This window comes from Nonomuraea sp. NPDC049129 (assembly GCF_040648495.1).
Lineage (GTDB): Bacteria > Actinomycetota > Actinomycetes > Streptosporangiales > Streptosporangiaceae > Nonomuraea.
The window spans coordinates 147,167-164,849 of record NZ_JBEZDU010000024.1; the positions used below are offsets into that span (position 1 = coordinate 147,167).

The 17,683-nt window shown below is 70.7% G+C and carries 15 protein-coding genes; 12 read left to right on the forward strand and 3 right to left on the reverse strand.

Annotation, left to right across the window (positions count from 1 at the left end):
- Positions 1–267 precede the first annotated feature (267 nt).
- Complete coding sequence (locus AB0B64_RS47725; RefSeq protein WP_358191885.1) at positions 268–1,932, forward strand: carbohydrate binding domain-containing protein; 1,665 nt, start codon at positions 268–270, stop codon at positions 1,930–1,932.
- Positions 1,933–1,988: 56 nt separating this feature from the next.
- Here the strand turns inward: AB0B64_RS47725 and AB0B64_RS47730 are convergent, their stop codons facing one another.
- Positions 1,989–3,572 carry a molybdopterin-dependent oxidoreductase gene (locus AB0B64_RS47730; RefSeq protein ID WP_357943069.1) on the reverse strand — a complete coding sequence of 528 codons (1,584 nt, stop codon included), beginning with the start codon at positions 3,570–3,572 and terminating at the stop codon, positions 1,989–1,991.
- A gap of 117 nt (positions 3,573–3,689) precedes the next feature.
- Here AB0B64_RS47730 and AB0B64_RS47735 point away from each other — a divergent pair, with 117 nt between their 5' ends.
- The gene (locus AB0B64_RS47735) at positions 3,690–5,081 is read left to right on the forward strand and encodes a hypothetical protein (protein ID WP_358191895.1); all 1,392 of its coding nucleotides are present in this window, start codon (positions 3,690–3,692) and stop codon (positions 5,079–5,081) included.
- Here AB0B64_RS47735 and erm read toward each other — a convergent pair.
- Positions 5,070–5,891 (reverse strand): ErmE/ErmH/ErmO/ErmR family 23S rRNA (adenine(2058)-N(6))-methyltransferase, encoded by an 822-nt coding sequence (gene erm, locus AB0B64_RS47740; protein ID WP_357943073.1) that lies wholly within the window; start codon positions 5,889–5,891, stop codon positions 5,070–5,072. The genes AB0B64_RS47735 and erm overlap by 12 nt on opposite strands.
- A 226-nt stretch (positions 5,892–6,117) precedes the next feature.
- On the opposite strand from erm, the gene AB0B64_RS47745 reads away from it, so the two are divergent.
- The 10 genes from AB0B64_RS47745 (at position 6,118) to AB0B64_RS47790 (ending at position 16,424) form a co-directional block, all read left to right on the forward strand.
- Positions 6,118–7,179 carry a MoxR family ATPase gene (locus tag AB0B64_RS47745; protein ID WP_357943118.1) on the forward strand — a complete coding sequence of 354 codons (1,062 nt, stop codon included), beginning with the start codon at positions 6,118–6,120 and terminating at the stop codon, positions 7,177–7,179.
- Positions 7,176–8,954 carry a hypothetical protein gene (locus AB0B64_RS47750; RefSeq protein ID WP_358191913.1) on the forward strand — a complete coding sequence of 593 codons (1,779 nt, stop codon included), beginning with the start codon at positions 7,176–7,178 and terminating at the stop codon, positions 8,952–8,954. The genes AB0B64_RS47745 and AB0B64_RS47750 overlap by 4 nt, the downstream gene beginning before the upstream one ends.
- A 41-nt stretch (positions 8,955–8,995) precedes the next feature.
- Entirely contained in the window at positions 8,996–9,676 is a 681-nt protein-coding gene (locus AB0B64_RS47755) for a response regulator transcription factor (protein WP_357943077.1), read from the forward strand.
- Positions 9,673–11,061: an ATP-binding protein gene (locus tag AB0B64_RS47760; protein ID WP_358191923.1), complete on the forward strand. Its 1,389-nt coding sequence runs from the start codon at positions 9,673–9,675 to the stop codon at positions 11,059–11,061. The genes AB0B64_RS47755 and AB0B64_RS47760 overlap by 4 nt, the downstream gene beginning before the upstream one ends.
- A gap of 44 nt (positions 11,062–11,105) precedes the next feature.
- Positions 11,106–11,648 carry a hypothetical protein gene (locus AB0B64_RS47765; RefSeq protein WP_358191930.1) on the forward strand — a complete coding sequence of 181 codons (543 nt, stop codon included), beginning with the start codon at positions 11,106–11,108 and terminating at the stop codon, positions 11,646–11,648.
- 34 nt (positions 11,649–11,682) lie between these two features.
- Complete coding sequence (locus tag AB0B64_RS47770) at positions 11,683–12,777, forward strand: peptidoglycan-binding domain-containing protein (protein WP_358191938.1); 1,095 nt, start codon at positions 11,683–11,685, stop codon at positions 12,775–12,777.
- Positions 12,777–13,481: an ABC transporter ATP-binding protein gene (locus tag AB0B64_RS47775; protein ID WP_358192014.1), complete on the forward strand. Its 705-nt coding sequence runs from the start codon at positions 12,777–12,779 to the stop codon at positions 13,479–13,481. Before AB0B64_RS47770 ends, AB0B64_RS47775 begins: the two co-directional genes overlap by 1 nt.
- Positions 13,478–14,680, forward strand: a complete 1,203-nt coding sequence (locus AB0B64_RS47780; protein WP_358191947.1) for an ABC transporter permease — start codon at positions 13,478–13,480, stop codon at positions 14,678–14,680. The genes AB0B64_RS47775 and AB0B64_RS47780 overlap by 4 nt, the downstream gene beginning before the upstream one ends.
- A gap of 101 nt (positions 14,681–14,781) precedes the next feature.
- Positions 14,782–15,642, forward strand: coding sequence for a hypothetical protein (locus tag AB0B64_RS47785; protein WP_357943087.1), 861 nt, complete (start codon positions 14,782–14,784; stop codon positions 15,640–15,642).
- Positions 15,643–15,701: 59 nt separating this feature from the next.
- On the forward strand, positions 15,702–16,424 hold the full coding sequence (locus AB0B64_RS47790; protein ID WP_358191958.1) for a DUF6597 domain-containing transcriptional factor: 723 nt from the start codon (positions 15,702–15,704) through the stop codon (positions 16,422–16,424).
- Here AB0B64_RS47790 and AB0B64_RS47795 read toward each other — a convergent pair.
- Entirely contained in the window at positions 16,381–17,421 is a 1,041-nt protein-coding gene (locus AB0B64_RS47795; protein ID WP_357943090.1) for an AI-2E family transporter, read from the reverse strand. The genes AB0B64_RS47790 and AB0B64_RS47795 overlap by 44 nt on opposite strands.
- Positions 17,422–17,683: the final 262 nt, after the last annotated feature.

Here is a 17,683-nt window from a genome sequence, read left to right on the forward strand (position 1 = left end):
CACCGTCGGCTTCTGAACCAGGACCGGCCGACCGCCGGTTTCTGAACCGAACCGACCCACTGCCGATTCCTGAACCGGGACCGGCCCACCGCACCCGTCGCACCGGTGTCCCGCCGCCGGTGCGACGGGTGGCCCACGGGGGCGCGGCGGCACTTTCGCGAAGACCGAGTTCCACGAAGACCCGAGCTTCGCGAAGACCCGAGCTTCGCGAAGACCCGAGCTTCGCGAAGACGAGAACGTGAAGACCCGAGAACATTAGGGACCTCCATGAACCTGCGAGGACTCGCGGCGACCGCCGCCATCGCCCTGGGCCTCATAGCCCTCCAAGCCACACCCGCCTCAGCCGCCAACATCCTGACGAACCCCGGCTTCGAGTCCGCCCTGTCCGGCTGGACCTGCCAGACTTCCGCCGCCGCCCAAGCGGTGTCACAACCCGTTCACGGCGGTACGAAGGCCCTGCAGGCCACCCCGGCGGGCAATGACTACGCCCGATGCCAGCAGACCGTGACGGTCCAGCCCAACACGACCTACCAGCTGTCGGCATGGGTCCAGGGCAACTACATCTTCCTGGGAGCGACGGGCACCGGGATCGACGTCAGCACCTGGGGTGCCCCGGGCGGTCAATGGCAGCAGCTGAAAACGTCGTTCACCACCGGCGCGGGAGTGACCAGCGTGATCGTCTACGTCAACGGATGGTACGGCCAGGGCGCCTACTACGCCGATGACGTCGTGCTAGACGGACCGGGCGGTGCCCCGGACACGCAGGCGCCGACCGTGCCGGGAAGCCCGGCGGTCGGCGGTGCCACCAACTCCAGCCTGACCGTGACGTGGTCCGCCTCCACCGACAACTCCGGCAGCGTCGCCCGCTACGAGGTGTCCAGGGACAACGCGGCGCCCACGGCGGTCACCGGAACCACCTACACGGCCACCGGGCTCAGCGCCGCCACGACTTACGGCTTCCGCGTCCGGGCGTGTGACGCCGCCGGCAACTGCTCGGCGTACACGGCCTCCGTCAGTGGGAAGACCACCAACGACACCACGCCGCCGCCGACCGGTGACATCCGCTACGCGCCCTACATCGACATCACCATGAACACCCCGTCCCTGACCGGCGCCGCCGCCGCGACCGGGGTGAAGAACTACACGCTGGCCTTCGTGCTCGGCGACAGCACGGGCTGCAACCCGGCCTGGGGCGGGGTCATCCCGCTCACCGATTCCAGGATCATCAACGACGTCAAGGCGCTCCAGGCCCAGGGCGGCCAGGTGGTCGTCGCCAGCGGCGGCGCCCAGGGCCCGTACCTGGAGCACAACTGCGGCACCACCGCCACCCTGCTCGCCGCCTACAAGAAGGTGCTCGACGCGGTCGGCACGAACCAGCTGGACGTCGATGTCGAAGCGTCGATCGATGTGAACAAGGTCAACAGCGCGCTGAAGCAGTTGCAGTCCGAACGCGGCACCGTGGTGAGGTACACGCTGCGCGTGCAGGCACAGGACTACGGCCTCGACCCGTTCTCGGTGCAGATCCTCCAGGACGCCGCCGCCAAGGGCCTGAACGTGATCGTCAACCCGATGGTCATGGACTTCGGCTACACCGGCAACTGGGGCGACGCGATGGTCTCGGCCGCCCAGGCGACGCTCGGCCAGATGAAGGGCGTGTGGCCGTCGAAGACCGATGCCCAGCTCAAGCGCATGCTCGGCGTGACCCCGATGATCGGCAAGAACGACACGGGCCAGACCACCACTCAGGCCGACGCCCGCAAGCTGCGCGACTGGGCCAACACCAACCACATCGGCTTCGTCGGCTTCTGGTCGGTGGGCCGCGACAACGGCGGTTGCCCCAACGGCAGCGTCTCGCCGACGTGCAGCGGGATCTCCCAGTCGGCGTACGAGTTCACCGGCATCTTCAAGGGCTTCACTGGGTTCGCCGGATGAGCGCCGGCTAACGCACCAAGCCAGCTAACGCGCCAGCCGGCTAACGCGCCAGCCGGCTAACGCACCAACTGGGTCGGTTTCACGGGCAGGCCCTGCCCCGGCGGACGGTACGTCGGCAGGGCCTCCCCGTACTCGTGCATCCACGCGTGATCGACCAGCAACCGCATCCGTCCTCCGGCGGCGACCCCCGCCGGATCCGGCGCGGCGGGCTCCATGTGATCGACGGTCAGCTTGGCCACCGCGTCCGCCACCAGGTAGGCGTCGGGCGGCGCGAGGTCGCACCGGTCGTCGGGCCCGATGAGCAACTCCACCTCGGGCGGAAGCGGATAGATCGGGCGCGGGATGGCCAGCACGCGCGGCGTCGGCGCCATCGGCAACCCGTCACGCACCGCTTCGAGCAGCATCGACCGCGACGACCGCCGGTCGAACAGCCCCTCGGCCAGCGGCCAGCTCAGCGCGCCCACGTCCGTGCCGTCCTCGCCGCACGCGTGCAGACACAGGTACGGCACGAGCGGAATGGCCGACCCCGCGCCGGCCTGCGCCCAGCCGCCGCCACAGCCGGTCAGTACGAGCAGCGCCAGCATCGCCCGGTAGGCGGTGTCGGCGTGGTTCGTCTCCAGCCGCCCCGGCACGATCATGCACCGCCCGCCGGTCCGCTCCGCCGTCGCCCCCAGCTCCCGCGCGATCTTCAGCGTGCGCGCGGCGGCCACCCCCGTGTACGCCTCCTGCCAGGCGGGCGTGTACGGCTCACCGCGATCGCCATAGCCGTCGGGCCAGCAGCCCGGCAACCCGTCGCGCGCCACCCCGTACACCGCCAGCAGCAGGTCGAACACCGTCGTCACCGGCTCGTCGCCGTCCCTGACCACCGGCACCCCGCGGCGCAGCAGCCCCGGCCCGTCGTCGAAGCGCGGCAGCAGCACCTCCACCGAGTCGCCGCCGTACACGCTCAGTCCTTCGGCGGGCCGCCCGGTCAGCCCGCCGGCCACGAAGGCGCCGCCGTGTTCGCGCAGCCGCACCAGGTATGGCAGGTCCGTATGCTCCATCGCGTGCCCGGCGAACGCCGCCCGCTCCAGGAAGAACTCCTTGAGCAGCACATGCCCCATGGCCATGGCCAGCGCCCCGTCGGTGCCCGGCCGGACGACCAGGGTCTCGTCCGACAGGCGCGTCGGATGCGGCCCGATCGCCACGACCTTCTGGCCCTTGTAGCGCCCGGCGATCACCAGGGGCATGTCGGGCGTGCGGACGAGCCTGTTGTTCTCGCCCCACAGCAGCACATACGCCGCTCGCGGCCAGTCCTCCGGCGAGGTGCCGGGGAACCCCTGGCCGAGCAGCTGGTCCGGCACGCTGGACTGCTCGGTCAGCACCGCGCCGCCCAGGCCGCCGATCAGCCCGGCGAGCGGCGAGGTGGACAGCGCGGCCACCCGGTCCGCGCCGTGCTCGCTGGCCGTGTGCACGATCGCCGCGGCGGTCAGCTCGGCCGCCGTCCCGTCGTCCAGCGGAACCCGCCTTCCACCCCTGGCCTGCTGGTAGACCTGCGAATTTCCTGTGAGTTTCGCCCACGCCGCGACCGGGTCACGCAGCCCGTCTTTCACCTCGAAGTAGAGCCTGACCAGAGCCTGGTTGACCTGCGATCCCCCCATGAGAAAAGTTCAGCACAGAGGGTCATGTTCTATCGCGTTACGACCCGCCATGTCAGAGTTAAGAATCGGAAGCCTCGGTGGAAGTACTCAGAGGAGTACGGCAGGCTAGAAGCCGCCATGGATTACGCAGTTCTCACGGGGACGATCCTCGTCGCAGGTGTCTTGTTCGCTCTCATCGCCCAATGGCGTGACTGGCGACCCCCTCTCCTTGTCTCCGTGCTGGTCGGCGTGGCGGTACGCGTGGTGTTGATGTTCACCGCGGCCCACGACTCCTGGCAGCCCGTCGACTTCATGGAGAGCTTCCAGCCGGCGGGTCAGGCGGTGCTGAACGGTCAGGACCCGGTCCTGGCCAGCGAGGGCGGCTGGCACTTCCTGCCGACCATCCCCTACGTCTACGGGATCCTGCTGTGGCTGGGCATCCCGTGGGTCTACGCCGGACGCCTGGTCACCGTGGTCGCCGACATCGTGCTGATCCCGCTGGTCGCCAAGCTGGCCGGCGGCCCCAAGGCGTCGCTGCGCGCCCTGCAGTACGCGCTCAACCCGCTCGCCCTGCTCGTCGCCTGCATCCATGGCCAGGTCGAGCCGGTGGCGCTGGCCTTCGGCGTGGCCGCCTTCGTGGTGGCCCGCGGCCCCGGCTCGCCCGATCGGGCCGGCGTCACGACTCAGGTGGTCGCCAAGGTACGCCGAGGCGTCGCGGCCTACGGCTGGCGGGCTTCGCTGCCCCGTGTCATCGGCCCCGGCGGCATGCTCCACCGCGCCCTCATGCCCGGCCCGATGGACCGGGCCGATCTGAAGCGCGGCGCGCTGGCCGGTCTGCTGATGGGCCTGGCCCTGTGCGCGAAGAGCTGGCCGATCTGGCTGATCCCCGGCATGCTGCTGCTCCTGCCCAACCTGCGGGCCAGGATCGCGGCTCTGTTCATGACCGGCGCGCTGCCGGTGTTCTTCCTGGTCACCCTGCCGATCTTCGCCGGCACGTCGCTCAAGCAGATCCCCGCGGTCATCGACACCATTCAGGACATCCGGCCGATCATCGGAGAGTGGGGCTGGACGCCGCACTTCACCGGCGGCGACTGGGCGCTGATCCCCGGCCTGGCCAAGATCGGCACCTACCTGATCTACATCTGCGTCGTCCTCGCGGTGCTGATCTGGCGGCGGGCCGACCCGATCGACATGACCCTGGCCATCCTGCTGATCTTCATGGTCGTCACGCCGCGGCTGGGCGCCCAATACCTCCTGTGGTTCATGCCGTTCCTGATCGCCAGGCCCACCAAGTTCGCCTGGCCGGCGATCATCGGCGTCTCGTTGTGGTCGGCGTACGGCTATCTGTACATGACCCAGTTCGACGACAACGCCTGGTGGCTGCTGCACCGCGACTGGTCGAGAGCGTCGATCGTGCTGCTGCCGATCCTGCTCATGGCGATGCCCTGGGGCCGCCGGTCCCCGGCGGCCCAGGTGCTCGCCCCGCCCGTCGGGCCGGCGGAGAAGGCCACGGTCACGTCAGCGGCATAGCCGCTCCCACAACGTGATCCACTGGTCGGGGTGGACGTGGCCCACCACCGTGTCGCGGGCGATGCCCGCGGCGGCGATGGCGACGTCGACTCCCTCATAGCGGCGTCTGAGCGAGGCGCGCACCGAGCCGCCCACCCCGCCGAACCCCACCTCCACCAGCTCCTGATAGCCACGCCGGGCCTCGACCAGCGGCGTGGGCCGCCGCTCGATCCGCAGGATCGCCGAGTCGACCGACGGGACCGGCCGGAAGCTCTCCCTGCCGATCCGGTCGCCCAGCCGCCAGTGGAACCACGGCCACGACTCCACCGTCACCAGGCTCCAGCGGCCGAAGTCGCCCGAGCGCTTGCGGGCGTACTCCCGCTGGGTGAGCAGCGTCGCCGAGGTGAGCCCCGGCGCCCGCAGGCACCAGTCGACGATCCGCGAGGTGACCGAGTAGGGGATGTTGCCGACGACCGCGAACGGCTCACGCGGCGCCCGCGCGCTCGTGAAGTCGCCTCTGACCACGTCGATCCGGGGATCGTCGCGGGTGCGCGCGGCGAGCCGGCCGGCCAGCCGCGGGTCGATCTCGTAGCCGATCACCTGGGCGCCGGCCTCGGCCAGTGCCCAGGTCAGTACGCCCTCGCCCGAGCCGGGTTCGAGCACCAGCCCTTCGGGGGCGGCCGCCTTGACCACCAGCTCGACGGCATGCCGGTCGACCAGGAAGTTCTGCGACAAGGCCCGCCTGGCCCGGTCTCTGGGCGTGCGACCGCCGCTGTTCCTGGCGTTCTTCTGGGTATGTGAATAGTTTCCGTGCGCGAAGTTCTGCGCCACAGCCGCCCTCTCGGGTCTTCGAGATGTATGGGTCTCTCGAAGGGCCCGGGGCGCGCCGGCGGACGCCTAGATCGTAACCGCGTCAGCTAGCGGGCCCGAGCCCGGTCGCTGCGCAGACGCATGAAGCAGCAATACATGCCGACGATGCTAGGAACGCGGCAGCCGGCGCGGCAACCCAATAAAAAACCTGATGCGCGTGACAGCCACGATTCGCCACTCTGAAGACGTGCAGGCGACGGTCACGGTCACTCCCATGCAGCTCCCCGAGCTGCTGCTGCACGTCGCCGTCGTCCGGCCGGTGTTCCTGTGGGGCGCGCCCGGCATCGGCAAGAGCTCGCTGGTCCGCGAGTTCGCCGACTCCCTCGGCCTCGACTGCGTGACGCTGCTCGGCACCCAGCTCGCGCCCGAGGACCTCATCGGGGTGCCCGAGCTGGTCGACGGCCGCAGCCGGTTCGCGCCGCCCGAGTCGATCGCCCGCGCCGAGCCCTACTGCCTGTTCCTCGACGAGCTCAACGCCTCGGCGCCCGAGGTGCAGAAAGCGTTCTACTCGCTGATCCTCGACCGCAGGATCGGCGCGTACGAGCTGCCCGCCGGATCGGTCGTGATCGGCGCGGGCAACCGGGCCACCGACAACGCGCTCGCCCGCCCGATGGCCTCGGCGCTGATCAACCGGCTGGTCCACGTACACCTGCGGGCCTCGCCCGACGACTGGCTCAAGTGGGCCGCCGCCAACGGCATCCACCCGTGGATCGTCGACTACCTGGCGCAGCGGCCCGACCACCTGTGGAGCGCGCCGCCCAAGACCGAGGAGCCGTTCTCCTCGCCGCGCGCCTGGCACATGCTCTCCGACGTGCTGACCTCCTACGGCGATGACGTCGCCGACGAGACGCTCGCCATGCTCGCGTTCGGCACGCTCACCGCCAACCACGCCTCCGCCTTCCGCGCCTACGTCAAGACCGTCCGGCACGCGTACGACCTCAACGCGGTGATCAAGGGCGAGGCGCCATGGCCGCGCCGGCCCGAGGAGCGCGACCTGCTCTACTTCCTGGCCGAGGCGTTCCGGGCCCGGCTGGTCAAGGAGCTGCCCGCGGACAAGCGCGGCGCCTCCTCCAGAGGGCGTGACCTGGGCTTCCGCGCCAAGACGCTGCTGGTCGAGCTGGCCGAAATCTCGCTGGAGTGCGCCCAGCTCGTCATCGCCTCCGACGCGAACGGCGCGCCCGCGCTGCCCACCTGGTTCCTCGTCGAGGTCGGCAGGGACGTGCCCAGGCTGATGGCGGCCCGATCATGAGCCCCCGCAACAAGGCCAAGACCGACCCGTGGCGCGCCGAGGTGCGCAAGGGCTGGCAGCTCGTCGACCGGCACCCGCTGTTCTCCGTCTACCACAGCTGGCTCTACGCGGCGGATGAGGGGGAGCTGTCGGCCGACACCTGGGCGGTGGTGACGGAGGACGGGGACATCCGCCACCACCCCCGCCGCCGCGCCGAGGCGGCCGAGTGGGCGTGGATCTTCGCCCACCTGCTGCTCCATCTCGGCTTCGGCCACGCCGACCCGCGCACCTGCGCGCCGAAGGACGTCGAAGGCGACCGTCCCGAGCCCGCCTACCGGGCCGCGTGCTGCCTGGCCGTCGACCGGTTCCTGCGGACGCTCAAGATCGGCCGCTGCCCCGCGCCGCTGCCCGCCGAACTGCCCGAGCAGGACGAGGTCACGCTGTCGGAGCGCTGGCGCAGGCTCGGCATCCCCGAGGCGTACAAACCGCTCGGCGAGGAGGACTTCCGCGTCTGCTCGGCGGAGATGGCCAAGCACTTCGACTTCCCGTCCATGTTCGCGGTGGGCGTCGCCGAGGCGGCCACCGCCGCGCTCGACCAGGCGGGCACCCCGCGCGTCACGACCGACAAGCACGTCGAGGGGCCGTGGGACGCGGCGCTGCGCTGGTTCGTCTCCTCCTACCCGCTGCTGGGCGCGCTCGCCGCCGGCATGAAGATCGTCGCCGAGGTGGAGCTGGCCAGGAGCTGGGGGATCTCCATCGCCGCGGTCAGCGCGGAAGCCGGCGAGATCTACATCAATCCGCTCGCCCGGCACTCCGAGGAGGAGTGGCGGTTCGTACTGGCCCACGAGATGCTGCACGCCGCGCTCCGCCATGGCGAGCGGGTCGGCCCGCGCGAGCCGTACATCTGGAACGTCGCCTGCGACTATGTGATCAACGGCTGGCTCACCGAGATGGGCGTCGGCGAGATGCCCGAAGGGCTGCTGTTCGACCAGACCCTGTCCGGCATGTCGGCCGAGGCGGTCTACGACACGATCGTCACCGACCTGCGGCGGATGCGGAAGCTCGCCACGCTGCGCGGGCGCGGCCTCGGCGACCTCCTCGACCGGCCACCACGCCCGGCCCGCGGCGGCGTCGACCTCGACGAGTACTACCGCAGCGCCCTCTGCACGGGCCTGGCCTTCCACCAGGGCAACGGCCGCGGCTACGTACCGGCCGGGCTGGAGCAGGAGATCCGGGCGCTCGACCAGCCGCCGCTGCCGTGGGACGCGCAGCTGGCCCGCTGGTTCGACGAGCATTTCCAGCCGGAGGAGACGCGGCGCTCCTACGCCCGCGCCTCCCGCCGCCAGGCCGCCACCCCGCACATCCCGCGCCCCTGCCGGGTGCGGCCGGAGGAGGTGGTCAGGAAGGCCACGTTCGGCGTGGTGCTGGACACCTCGGGCTCGATGGACGTCAAGCTGCTCGGCAAGGCGCTCGGCGCGATCGCCTCCTACGCCTCGGTCCGCGACGTGCCGCGGGCGCGCGTGGTGTTCTGCGACGCCATCGCGTACGACGCCGGCTACCTGCCGGTCGAGGACATCGCGGACCGGGTCAAGGTACGCGGCCGGGGCGGCACGATCCTGCAGCCCGGAGTCAGCCTGCTGGAACGGGCCGACGACTTCCCGACGGACGGGCCGATCCTGCTCATCACCGACGGCCAGTGCGACGTGATCCGCATCCGCCGCGACCACGCCTTCCTCGTGCCACAGGGCGCTTCGCTGCCGTTCCGGCCGCGCGGGCCGATCTTCTTCATGAAATGACTTTGAGCCGGCTTTGAGCTGGCTTGGGTAGACCTTTGACCATGGATCGACCGGCCAGGGTGCTCGTCGTGGACGACGAGCCGAACATCCGTGCCCTGCTCTCGCAGACGTTGCGCCTGGTCTCGTTCGAGGTCAGGACCGCCGAGTCCGGCGCCGAGGCGGTGCGGGCCGCCAGGGAGTTCGAGCCCGACATCGTGGTGCTCGACGTGATGATGGCGGACATCGACGGGTTCGAGGTGGCCAGGCGGCTCGGGGAGAGCGTCCCGGTGCTGTTCCTGACCGCGCGCGACACGGTCGAGGACCGCGTCAAGGGGCTCACGCTGGGCGCCGACGACTACGTGGCCAAGCCGTTCAGCCTGGAGGAGGTGGTGCTGCGCATCCGGGCCATCCTGCGGCGCAGCCGTACCGAGACCGGGCGCGCGGACGTGCTGCGCTACGCCGACCTGGAGCTCGACGTGGCCGCGCACGAGGTGCGCCGCGGCGGCGTGCTCGTCGATCTGTCGCCCACCGAGTTCAACCTGCTCGAATACCTGCTGACGAACGCCGGCCGGGTGGTGAGCAAGGCGCAGATCCTCGACAGCGTGTGGCGCTACGACTTCGACGGCGACTCCAGCATCGTCGAGTCGTACGTCTACTACCTGCGCAAGAAGATCGACAAGTTCGAGCCGCAGCTCATCCACACCGTGCGCGGTGTCGGCTACACGCTCAGGACCCCGCGGTGAGGCCGGGCAGGTGGACGCTGCGCGCCCGGCTCGTCATGGCGATACTCGGGCTCACCACGGTCGCGCTCGTGCTGGCCAACGTGGTCGGCATCGCGCTGCTCGGCGACAATCTGCTGCGACGCGTGGACTCCCAGCTCAACACGATGGGCGGCGCGGTCGGCAAGCTGCCGATGATGGCCGGCCTGATCTCCGGCGGTAAGACCATGGACTGGGAGAAGGTGCTGACCAAACGGGTCGCCTCCGTGGCCAGGATCTACATCTACTCCGCCGACGGCAGGCTGGTCAGCGAGCTGCCGGGCGACTCGGACCCCGGCCCGGTGCTGGGCGACGTCCACGTGGGCGATCCCTACACGGTGAGCGGCACCACGGGGCCGTCCTGGCGGCTGAAAGCGATCACGACCCGCGACGGCGGCACCGTGGTGGTCGCGCAGTCCCTCGGCGAACTGGAGGCGACCCGCGCCTCGCTCGTCGCCATCGCCTTCGCCGTCAGCGCGCTCATCCTGCTCCTGCTCGGCCTGGCCGCCGACGCCGTCGTACGCCTCGGCCTGCGCCCGCTGACCAGGATGGAGCGTACGGCCGGTCAGATCGCCATGGGCGACTTCGCCAGCCGGGTCCCCGCCCCCGACCCGCACACCGAGGCGGGCCGCCTGGGCGCGGCCATGAACGTCATGCTGGACCGCGTCGAGAACGAGATCGCCGCCAGGACCGACTCCGAGTCCCGCATGCGCCGCTTCCTGGCCGACGCCTCGCACGAGCTGCGCACCCCGCTCACCTCGGTCCGCGGCTTCGCCGAGCTCTACCGCCGGGGCGGCGGCGACGAGCAGGAGACGATGCGCAGGATCGAGGAGGAAGCCGCCAGGATGGGCATGCTCGTCAACGACCTGCTCACCCTGGCCCAGCTCGACCAGGAACGCCCCATCGACCGCCACCCCGTCGACCTGCTGGAGGTGGCGGCCGACACCATCCGGGACGCCCGCGTCCGGGTGCCCGGCAGGCAGGTCAGGCTGAGCGGCCTGGGCGGGACGCTGGCCCCCGTCTCGGTGGTGGGCGACGAGGCCCGGCTGCGCCAGGTCGCCGCCAACCTCGTCGGCAACGCCCTCACTCACACCCCGGAGGACGCGTCGGTGACGGTGAGCGTGGGCACCGCACGCGGCATGGCGGTGTTCGAGGTGGCCGACACCGGGCCCGGCGTGCCGGAGCAGCACATCCCCCACGTCTTCGACCGCCTCTACCGCGTCGGCCAGGGCAGATCGAGGACCGACGGCGGCGCGGGACTGGGCCTGGCCATCGTGGCCGCGATCGTGCACGCCCATGGCGGCACGATCGAACTCGACTCCGCGCCGGGCCGGGGCGCCACCTTCCGCGTGCTCCTACCCGGCTCCTAGGCGGCTCCCAGGCTCCTTTGATCGGCGCTCGGCACATTCGGGACATGAAGCGAAGATTCCTGACCAGAAAAATCCTGAGCGCCACCGGCGTGCTGGCCCTGGCCGCCGCCGGATGCGGCTCGGCGCCCAGCTCCGCCGGAGTCGCCTCCGTCAAGACCACCTCGCCCGCCGCCACGGCCAGTCCGTCGCCCTCGGCCAGCGTGGACAAGGCCGAGCAGGGCAGGAAGTTCGCCGCCTGCTTACGTGAGCACGGCCTCGACGTTCCCGACCCCGACCCGAACGGCGAAGGGATGTTCCAGGCGCTGCCCAAGTCGGAGATGAACTCGGGCAAGGTCCAGGAGGCGTTGCAGGCCTGCCGCTCCGTCGCCCCCATCAGGGACGCCAAGGAGCTGAGCCCGGCGGACCAGGACAAGATGCGCCAGTTCGCCGCCTGTATGCGCGAGAACGGCATCGACCTGCCCGACCCGGACTTCAGCGGGAAGACCAACCAGAACCTCGCCAAGAGCTTCAGGCTGGACGACCCCGACTTCAAGCAGGCCTATGAGGTCTGCCGAGCCAAGTTCCCGAAGCTGGGCAAGACGCAATGACGCGGGTCACGTTCTCGCAGTTGGGACGGACTCGATGACGCAGGTCAAGTCCCAGCCTGAGGTCGTTCCCGGCCGCCCGCTCCGACCTAGGCGGCGCTCGTTCCGCACCGTCGCCTGGGCCGGAGGCACCGCCCTGCTCGCCGCCGCCGTCGCGGCCGCCGCCATCGGCTTCGGCGGCAACGGCTCGGGTACGGCCGTCGCCGGCCGTACGCCCCCGGCCACCGCGAAGGTGACCCGCACGACGCTCACCGAAACCAAGACCGTCGACGGCACGCTCGGTTACGGCGACACCATCACGGTCACCGCGAAGTCGCCGGGCACGATCACCTGGCTGCCCGAGGAAGGCGCCACCATCACCCGGGGCAAGGCCGTCTACAGCGTCGACGCCGACCGCCGCCCTCTGCTCTACGGTGGCATGCCCCTCTACCGCGTGCTCAAGGACGGCGTCGAGGGCAAGGACGTCGAGTTGCTGGAACGGAACCTGGCCAAGCTCGGCTACACCGGCTTCGACGTCGACAAGGAGTTCACCTGGGCCACCCGCGAGGCCGTCGAGGACTGGCAGGACGACCTCGGCCTGGACGTCACCGGCGAGGTCCAGCCCACCGACGTGGTCGTGGAGCGCGGACCCCTCCGCGTCGCCGGCCTCAAGACCACGCTCGGCGCCGGCGGCACGGGGCCTGTGCTCACCGCGACGGGCACCACCCGCCAGGTGCTCGTCAACCTCGACGTGGCCGACGCGCACCTGGTCAAGAAGGGCCTCGGCGCCACGGTCGAGCTGCCGGACGGCTCCACTGTGAAGGGCAAGGTCACCAGCGTGGGCAAGGTCGCGACCGAGACGGGCACGGGCGGCGACGCCACCACCACGATCGAGGTCAAGGTGTCGGTGAGGGGTCTGAAGAAGCCGTTCGACTCCGCCCCGGTCGACGTCACGATCGTGTCGGCCCAGCGCGAGGACGTGCTGGCCGTACCCGTCGGAGCGCTGCTGGCCCTCGCGGAGGGCGGCTACGGCGTACAGGTCGTGACGGGCGGCACCACCCAGTACGCGGCCGTCGACATCGGCATGTTCGCCGACGGCAAGGTGGAGGTCGGCGGCGTCCAAGAGGGCGCGACCGTGGCGGTGCCCAAGTGATCGTCCAACTGCGTGCGGTGAGCAAGGAGTACGGCGAGGTGGCCGCGCTGCGCGGCGTCTCCATGGGCATCGAGTACGGCGAACTCGTCGGCATCGTCGGCCCGTCGGGTTCCGGCAAGTCGACCATGCTCAACATGATCGGCACCCTGGACCGCCCGTCGAGCGGCACCGTGCGCATCGCCGGGCACGACGTGCTCACCCTCAACGACAGGCAGCTGTCGGCGCTGCGGGCGAACGTCATCGGCTTCGTCTTCCAGCAGTTCCACCTCGCCGCGGGCGTCCCCGCGCTGGACAACGTCGCCGACGGTCTCCTGTACGCGGGTCCCACCCTGCGCGAACGCCGTCTGCGCGCCTGCGAGGCACTCGAACGGGTCGGGCTCGGGCACCGGCTCGGCCACCGGCCGCACGAGCTGTCAGGCGGCGAGCGGCAGCGGGTGGCCATCGCCCGTGCTGTGGTCGGCGGGCCGCGGCTGCTGCTGGCCGACGAGCCGACGGGCAACCTGGACTCGCGCTCCGGCGCGGGCGTCATGGACCTGCTGCGCGAGCTGAACGCCGGCGGCACCACCGTGGTCGTCATCACCCACGACCGCGACATCGCGGCCTCGCTCCCGAGGCAGGTCGAGATGCTCGACGGCCTCGTGGTGGACGGCGCTGCGGACGGCCTTGTGGTGGGCGGCTTTGTTGCGGACGGACGTGGGCTATGACCGCCGCCATCCTCACCTCCGCCCGGCTGCGCCCGCGCGACGTCCTCAGGGTCGGCGGCGCGGGCCTGCGGGCCAGGCCACTGCGGGTGTTCCTGTCGGCGCTCGGCATCGCCATCGGCATTGCGGCCATGCTCGGCGTCGTCGGCATCTCCGCCTCCAGCCAGGAGGACCTGAACCGCCAGCTCGAAGCACTCGGTACGAACCTGCTCACCGTCTCACCCGGCCAGACGCTCTTCGGCGAGAGCTCCCACCTGCCCGCCGAGGCGGAGGGCATGATCGAGCGGATCGCACCCGTCACCTCGGTCACCGCCACGGGCACCACGCCCGCCAAGGTCTACCGCAACGACCACATTCCGGCGGCCCAGTCGGGCAGCATCTCGGTCACGGCCGCCCGCCTCGACCTGCCGCACGACGTGGGCGCCCAGATCGTCAGCGGCACCTGGCTGAACCAGGCCACCCAGCGGTACCCGGCCACCGTGCTCGGCGCCAAGGCGGCCGACCGGCTCGGTGTCGTACGGGCGGGCCCCGACCAGCGGGTTTGGCTGGGCGGGGAGTGGTTCACTGTCGTCGGCGTGCTCGGTCCCGCGCCGCTCGCCCCCGAACTCGACACCGCGGCACTGATCGGCTGGCCGGTCGCCGAGGAACGGCTGGACTTCGACGGCTACCCGACCACGATCTACGCCAGGGCCGAGGAGGCGTCCGTCGTCGCCGTACGCGATGTGCTGGGCCCCACCGCCAACCCGGAGAAGCCCAACGAGGTCGAGGTCTCCCGACCGTCGGACGCGCTGGCCGCCAAACAGGCCACCGACGCCACGCTGAATGCCCTCCTGCTCGGTCTCGGCGGCGTCGCCCTGCTGGTCGGCGGGGTCGGCGTGGCCAACACGATGGTGATCTCCGTGCTCGAACGACGCGCCGAGATCGGGCTGCGCCGCTCGCTGGGCGCCACCCGCGGGCAGATCCGGCTGCAGTTCCTGGCCGAATCGCTGCTCCTGTCCGCCATCGGTGGTGTCGGCGGCGTCATGCTGGGCATCGGCGTCACCGCCGCGTACGCGAGCTTCCAGGGCTGGCCGGCGATCGTGCCGGTCTGGGCCATGCTCGGCGGCGTGCTCGCCACCCTGGTCATCGGCGGGATCGCCGGGTTCTATCCGGCCGTACGAGCCGCCCGCATGTCGCCCACGGAGGCCCTGGCCACGCCGTGACGAACAGGCGGGCGGAGATGCCCGTGCGGCGCGCACCCCGGCGCCCCGCGTGTCCGTTTCTTACAAGAAGAGCCTGGCCAGACCGGGATAGCTTCACCGCTATGGAGCTGAATTCGCGGGCGGTCTCCCGCGCTGAGAGATACCTGCTGCTGCACGGGCGGCTGATCGACAGGCTCAGGTTCGAGGCCCTGTTCAAGGGTGCCTCCTGTACACGCGTGCTCGACGCCCTGCGCTGCTACCGGAACGACGACGGCGGCTTCGGCAACGCGCTCGAACCGGACCTGCGCGGGTCGGGCAGCCAGCCGGAGCCGGTGGAGGTGGCGTTCTGGATCCTCGACGAGCTGGACGCCTTCGACGATCCGATGGTGGCCGCCGCCTGCGACTACCTCCTGGGGATCACGGCCAAGGACGGCGGCGTGCCGTTCGCGTTGCCGAGCGTCCGCGACACGCCGCGGGCGCCCTGGTGGGAGCCCGGTGACGAGTCTCCGGGCAACCTCATCCCCACCGCGTCGATCGCCGGGCTCCTGCACAAGCACGGCGTCGCCCATCCATGGCTCGGGCCCGCCACCGACTTCTGCTGGGCGGCGATCGCCGGCATCTCGGCCACGACCCCGTACGAGGCGCGGGCCGTCGTCCAGTTCCTGGACCTCGTCCCCGACCGGGCACGGGCCGAGGCGGAGTTCGCCCGGCTGCGCGAGGCCCTGCTGGCCATGGTCACCTTCGACCCCGACGCGTCCGGCGAGGTGCATTTCCCCCTCGACTTCGCTCCGTCGCCGCTGCGGCTGCCGCTCTTCACGCAGGACGTCCTGGACCGGCACCTCGAGGCGCTCGCCGCCGCCCAGTCGGACGAGGGCGGGTGGCAGGGGAACTGGCTGATCTGGACGCCCGTGGTGGAGCACGAGTGGGGCGGCTTCATCACCGTGCACCGGCTGCGGACGCTCCAGGCGTACGGGCGGCTGTGATTCCTCGGGCGTACGGGCGGGTGCGACTTCTTGTCGGTGGGGGTGCGTAGCTTGGAGGCATGTACGAAGAGCGGCCTCCTGGGGACGGCTTCGACGGACGGGTCGCCTGCGTGTGGCGGCAGGTGAGCGACGTCGACGGCGCGCGACTCGTGGTGCCCGATGGGTGCGTGGACCTCATCTGGGGGCCTTCGGGGGCGTTCGTGGCCGGTCCGGACACCGGGCCGATGCCGGTGCGGGTGCGCGCGGGGGATGCCTTCACCGGGATCCGGTTCAAGCCGGGCGGCGTCGGGGACGTGTTCGGCGTTCCGGCGCACGCCCTGCGCGACCAGCGCGTGCCGGTGGCGGACCTGGGGTTCTCCGTGTCCGACGGGGGGTCGTCCGTGTTCGACGGGGAGTTCTCCGTAGGGCGGCATGTGGCGATGTCCGGTGGGCGGCTCGCGAGCATGCGGGCCGCGGTCGTGGCCCGGCTTCGGGCCACCGCGCCCGCCGACGCCGCGGCGCCCGCGATAGCCGAGGCGCTCCGGACGGGGCGGACCGTGGGAGAGGTGGCCTGGACGCTGGGGTTCAGCGAGCGGCAGCTGTTGCGGCGCAGTCTGGCCTCGTTCGGATACGGGCCGAAGGTCCTGCAGCGGGTCGTCCGGTTCCAGCGGGCGCTGAAACTGGCCCGTGCGGGGGTGGCGCCGGTGGAGGTGGCGGTGGTCTCGGGCTACGCGGATCAGGCGCACCTGGCCAACGAGGTCAAGCGCTTGAGCGGCGTGACTCTGGCGGAGCTCCGGAGATGAGAGCGGCCGCCCAGCCCGCGCTGGGATCGCTGTCGACGAGGATCGCCCGCGTGAGCAGGCTCAGCGGGATCGCCAGGAGCGCGCCCAGCGGCCCCAGGACGAACGCCCAGACGATCAGTGACAGGAACGTCATCGTGGTCGACAACCCCACCGCGTCACCCAGGAACTTGGGCTGGATGAACGACTGGATCACCACGTTGATGGCGATATAGGCGGCGACGACGAGGAGCATCTGCTTGATGCCGCCGTCGAGCAGCGCCAGCATCGCGGGCGGGATCAGTCCGAGGACGAAGCCGATGTTCGGGATGTAGTTGGTGATCAGCGCCAGGACACCCCAGAGAAGGGGCAACGGCACACCCAGGATGGACAGGGCCACGACGTCCAGCGCCGAGCAGATGAGACCGAAGATCGTGGAGACGATGAGATAGCGCCTGGTGTTGTGGGCGAACGTGCCGAACGCCTCCACCAGGTGCGGCTTGGCCGCCTCACCCGACGCGATGATCCTGGCGATGGCCGGGGTGTCCAGGCACATCCCGAGCAACAGCACCACGATGAGAAACAGGCTGGAGAGGATCCCCAGCAGACTCGACAACAGACTCTGCGCCAGCCCGAGCACCTTGGCCGGATCGAAGGCCTGGATCGCCTTGTCGAGCTGGGCGTTGCTGACGCCGTGGGTGGTGGCGAAGTTCTGGGCGTCGGTGAGCAACTGCTGAAACTGCGGGGCGTACGCGGGGAGCAGCGAGGCGAGCTGGGTGACGGAGACGGTCAGCACCGCGACCATGCCCAGCAGCACGAACAGCACGATGAGGAAGGGCACGACGACCTGCACCCAGCCGGGAGCGCCCGCGCGGGCGAGCCGGCCGCGCACTGGGGCGACGGCGATGACCAGCACGAGCGCGAGCACGACCGGACCCAGGATCGACGCGACCTCGCGCATGCCGAACAGGACGATCACCGCGCAGGCGATACCCAGCAGGATGGTGAGGGCTCGGGGCACAGTGGCTTCCTACCCGTGGGCGGCGGATGACACCGGCGGGTGGTTGATTTGACGGTTCCGGGAGGCGTACATAGAGTTCACCAGTCCCACGAGGACGGCGATGATCGTCGGTCTCACTCGGGGGCAACCTCCAAACAGATCCCTTCGGATGGTGTTCGCATCACTCAGGATGGTCTGGTAAGTTAGAGGGGTTGTCCCAGAAACGGGGCGGTCTTTATTCCAGCAGGTCGGAGCGGGTCGGGTCAATTTGACACCGGGCCGG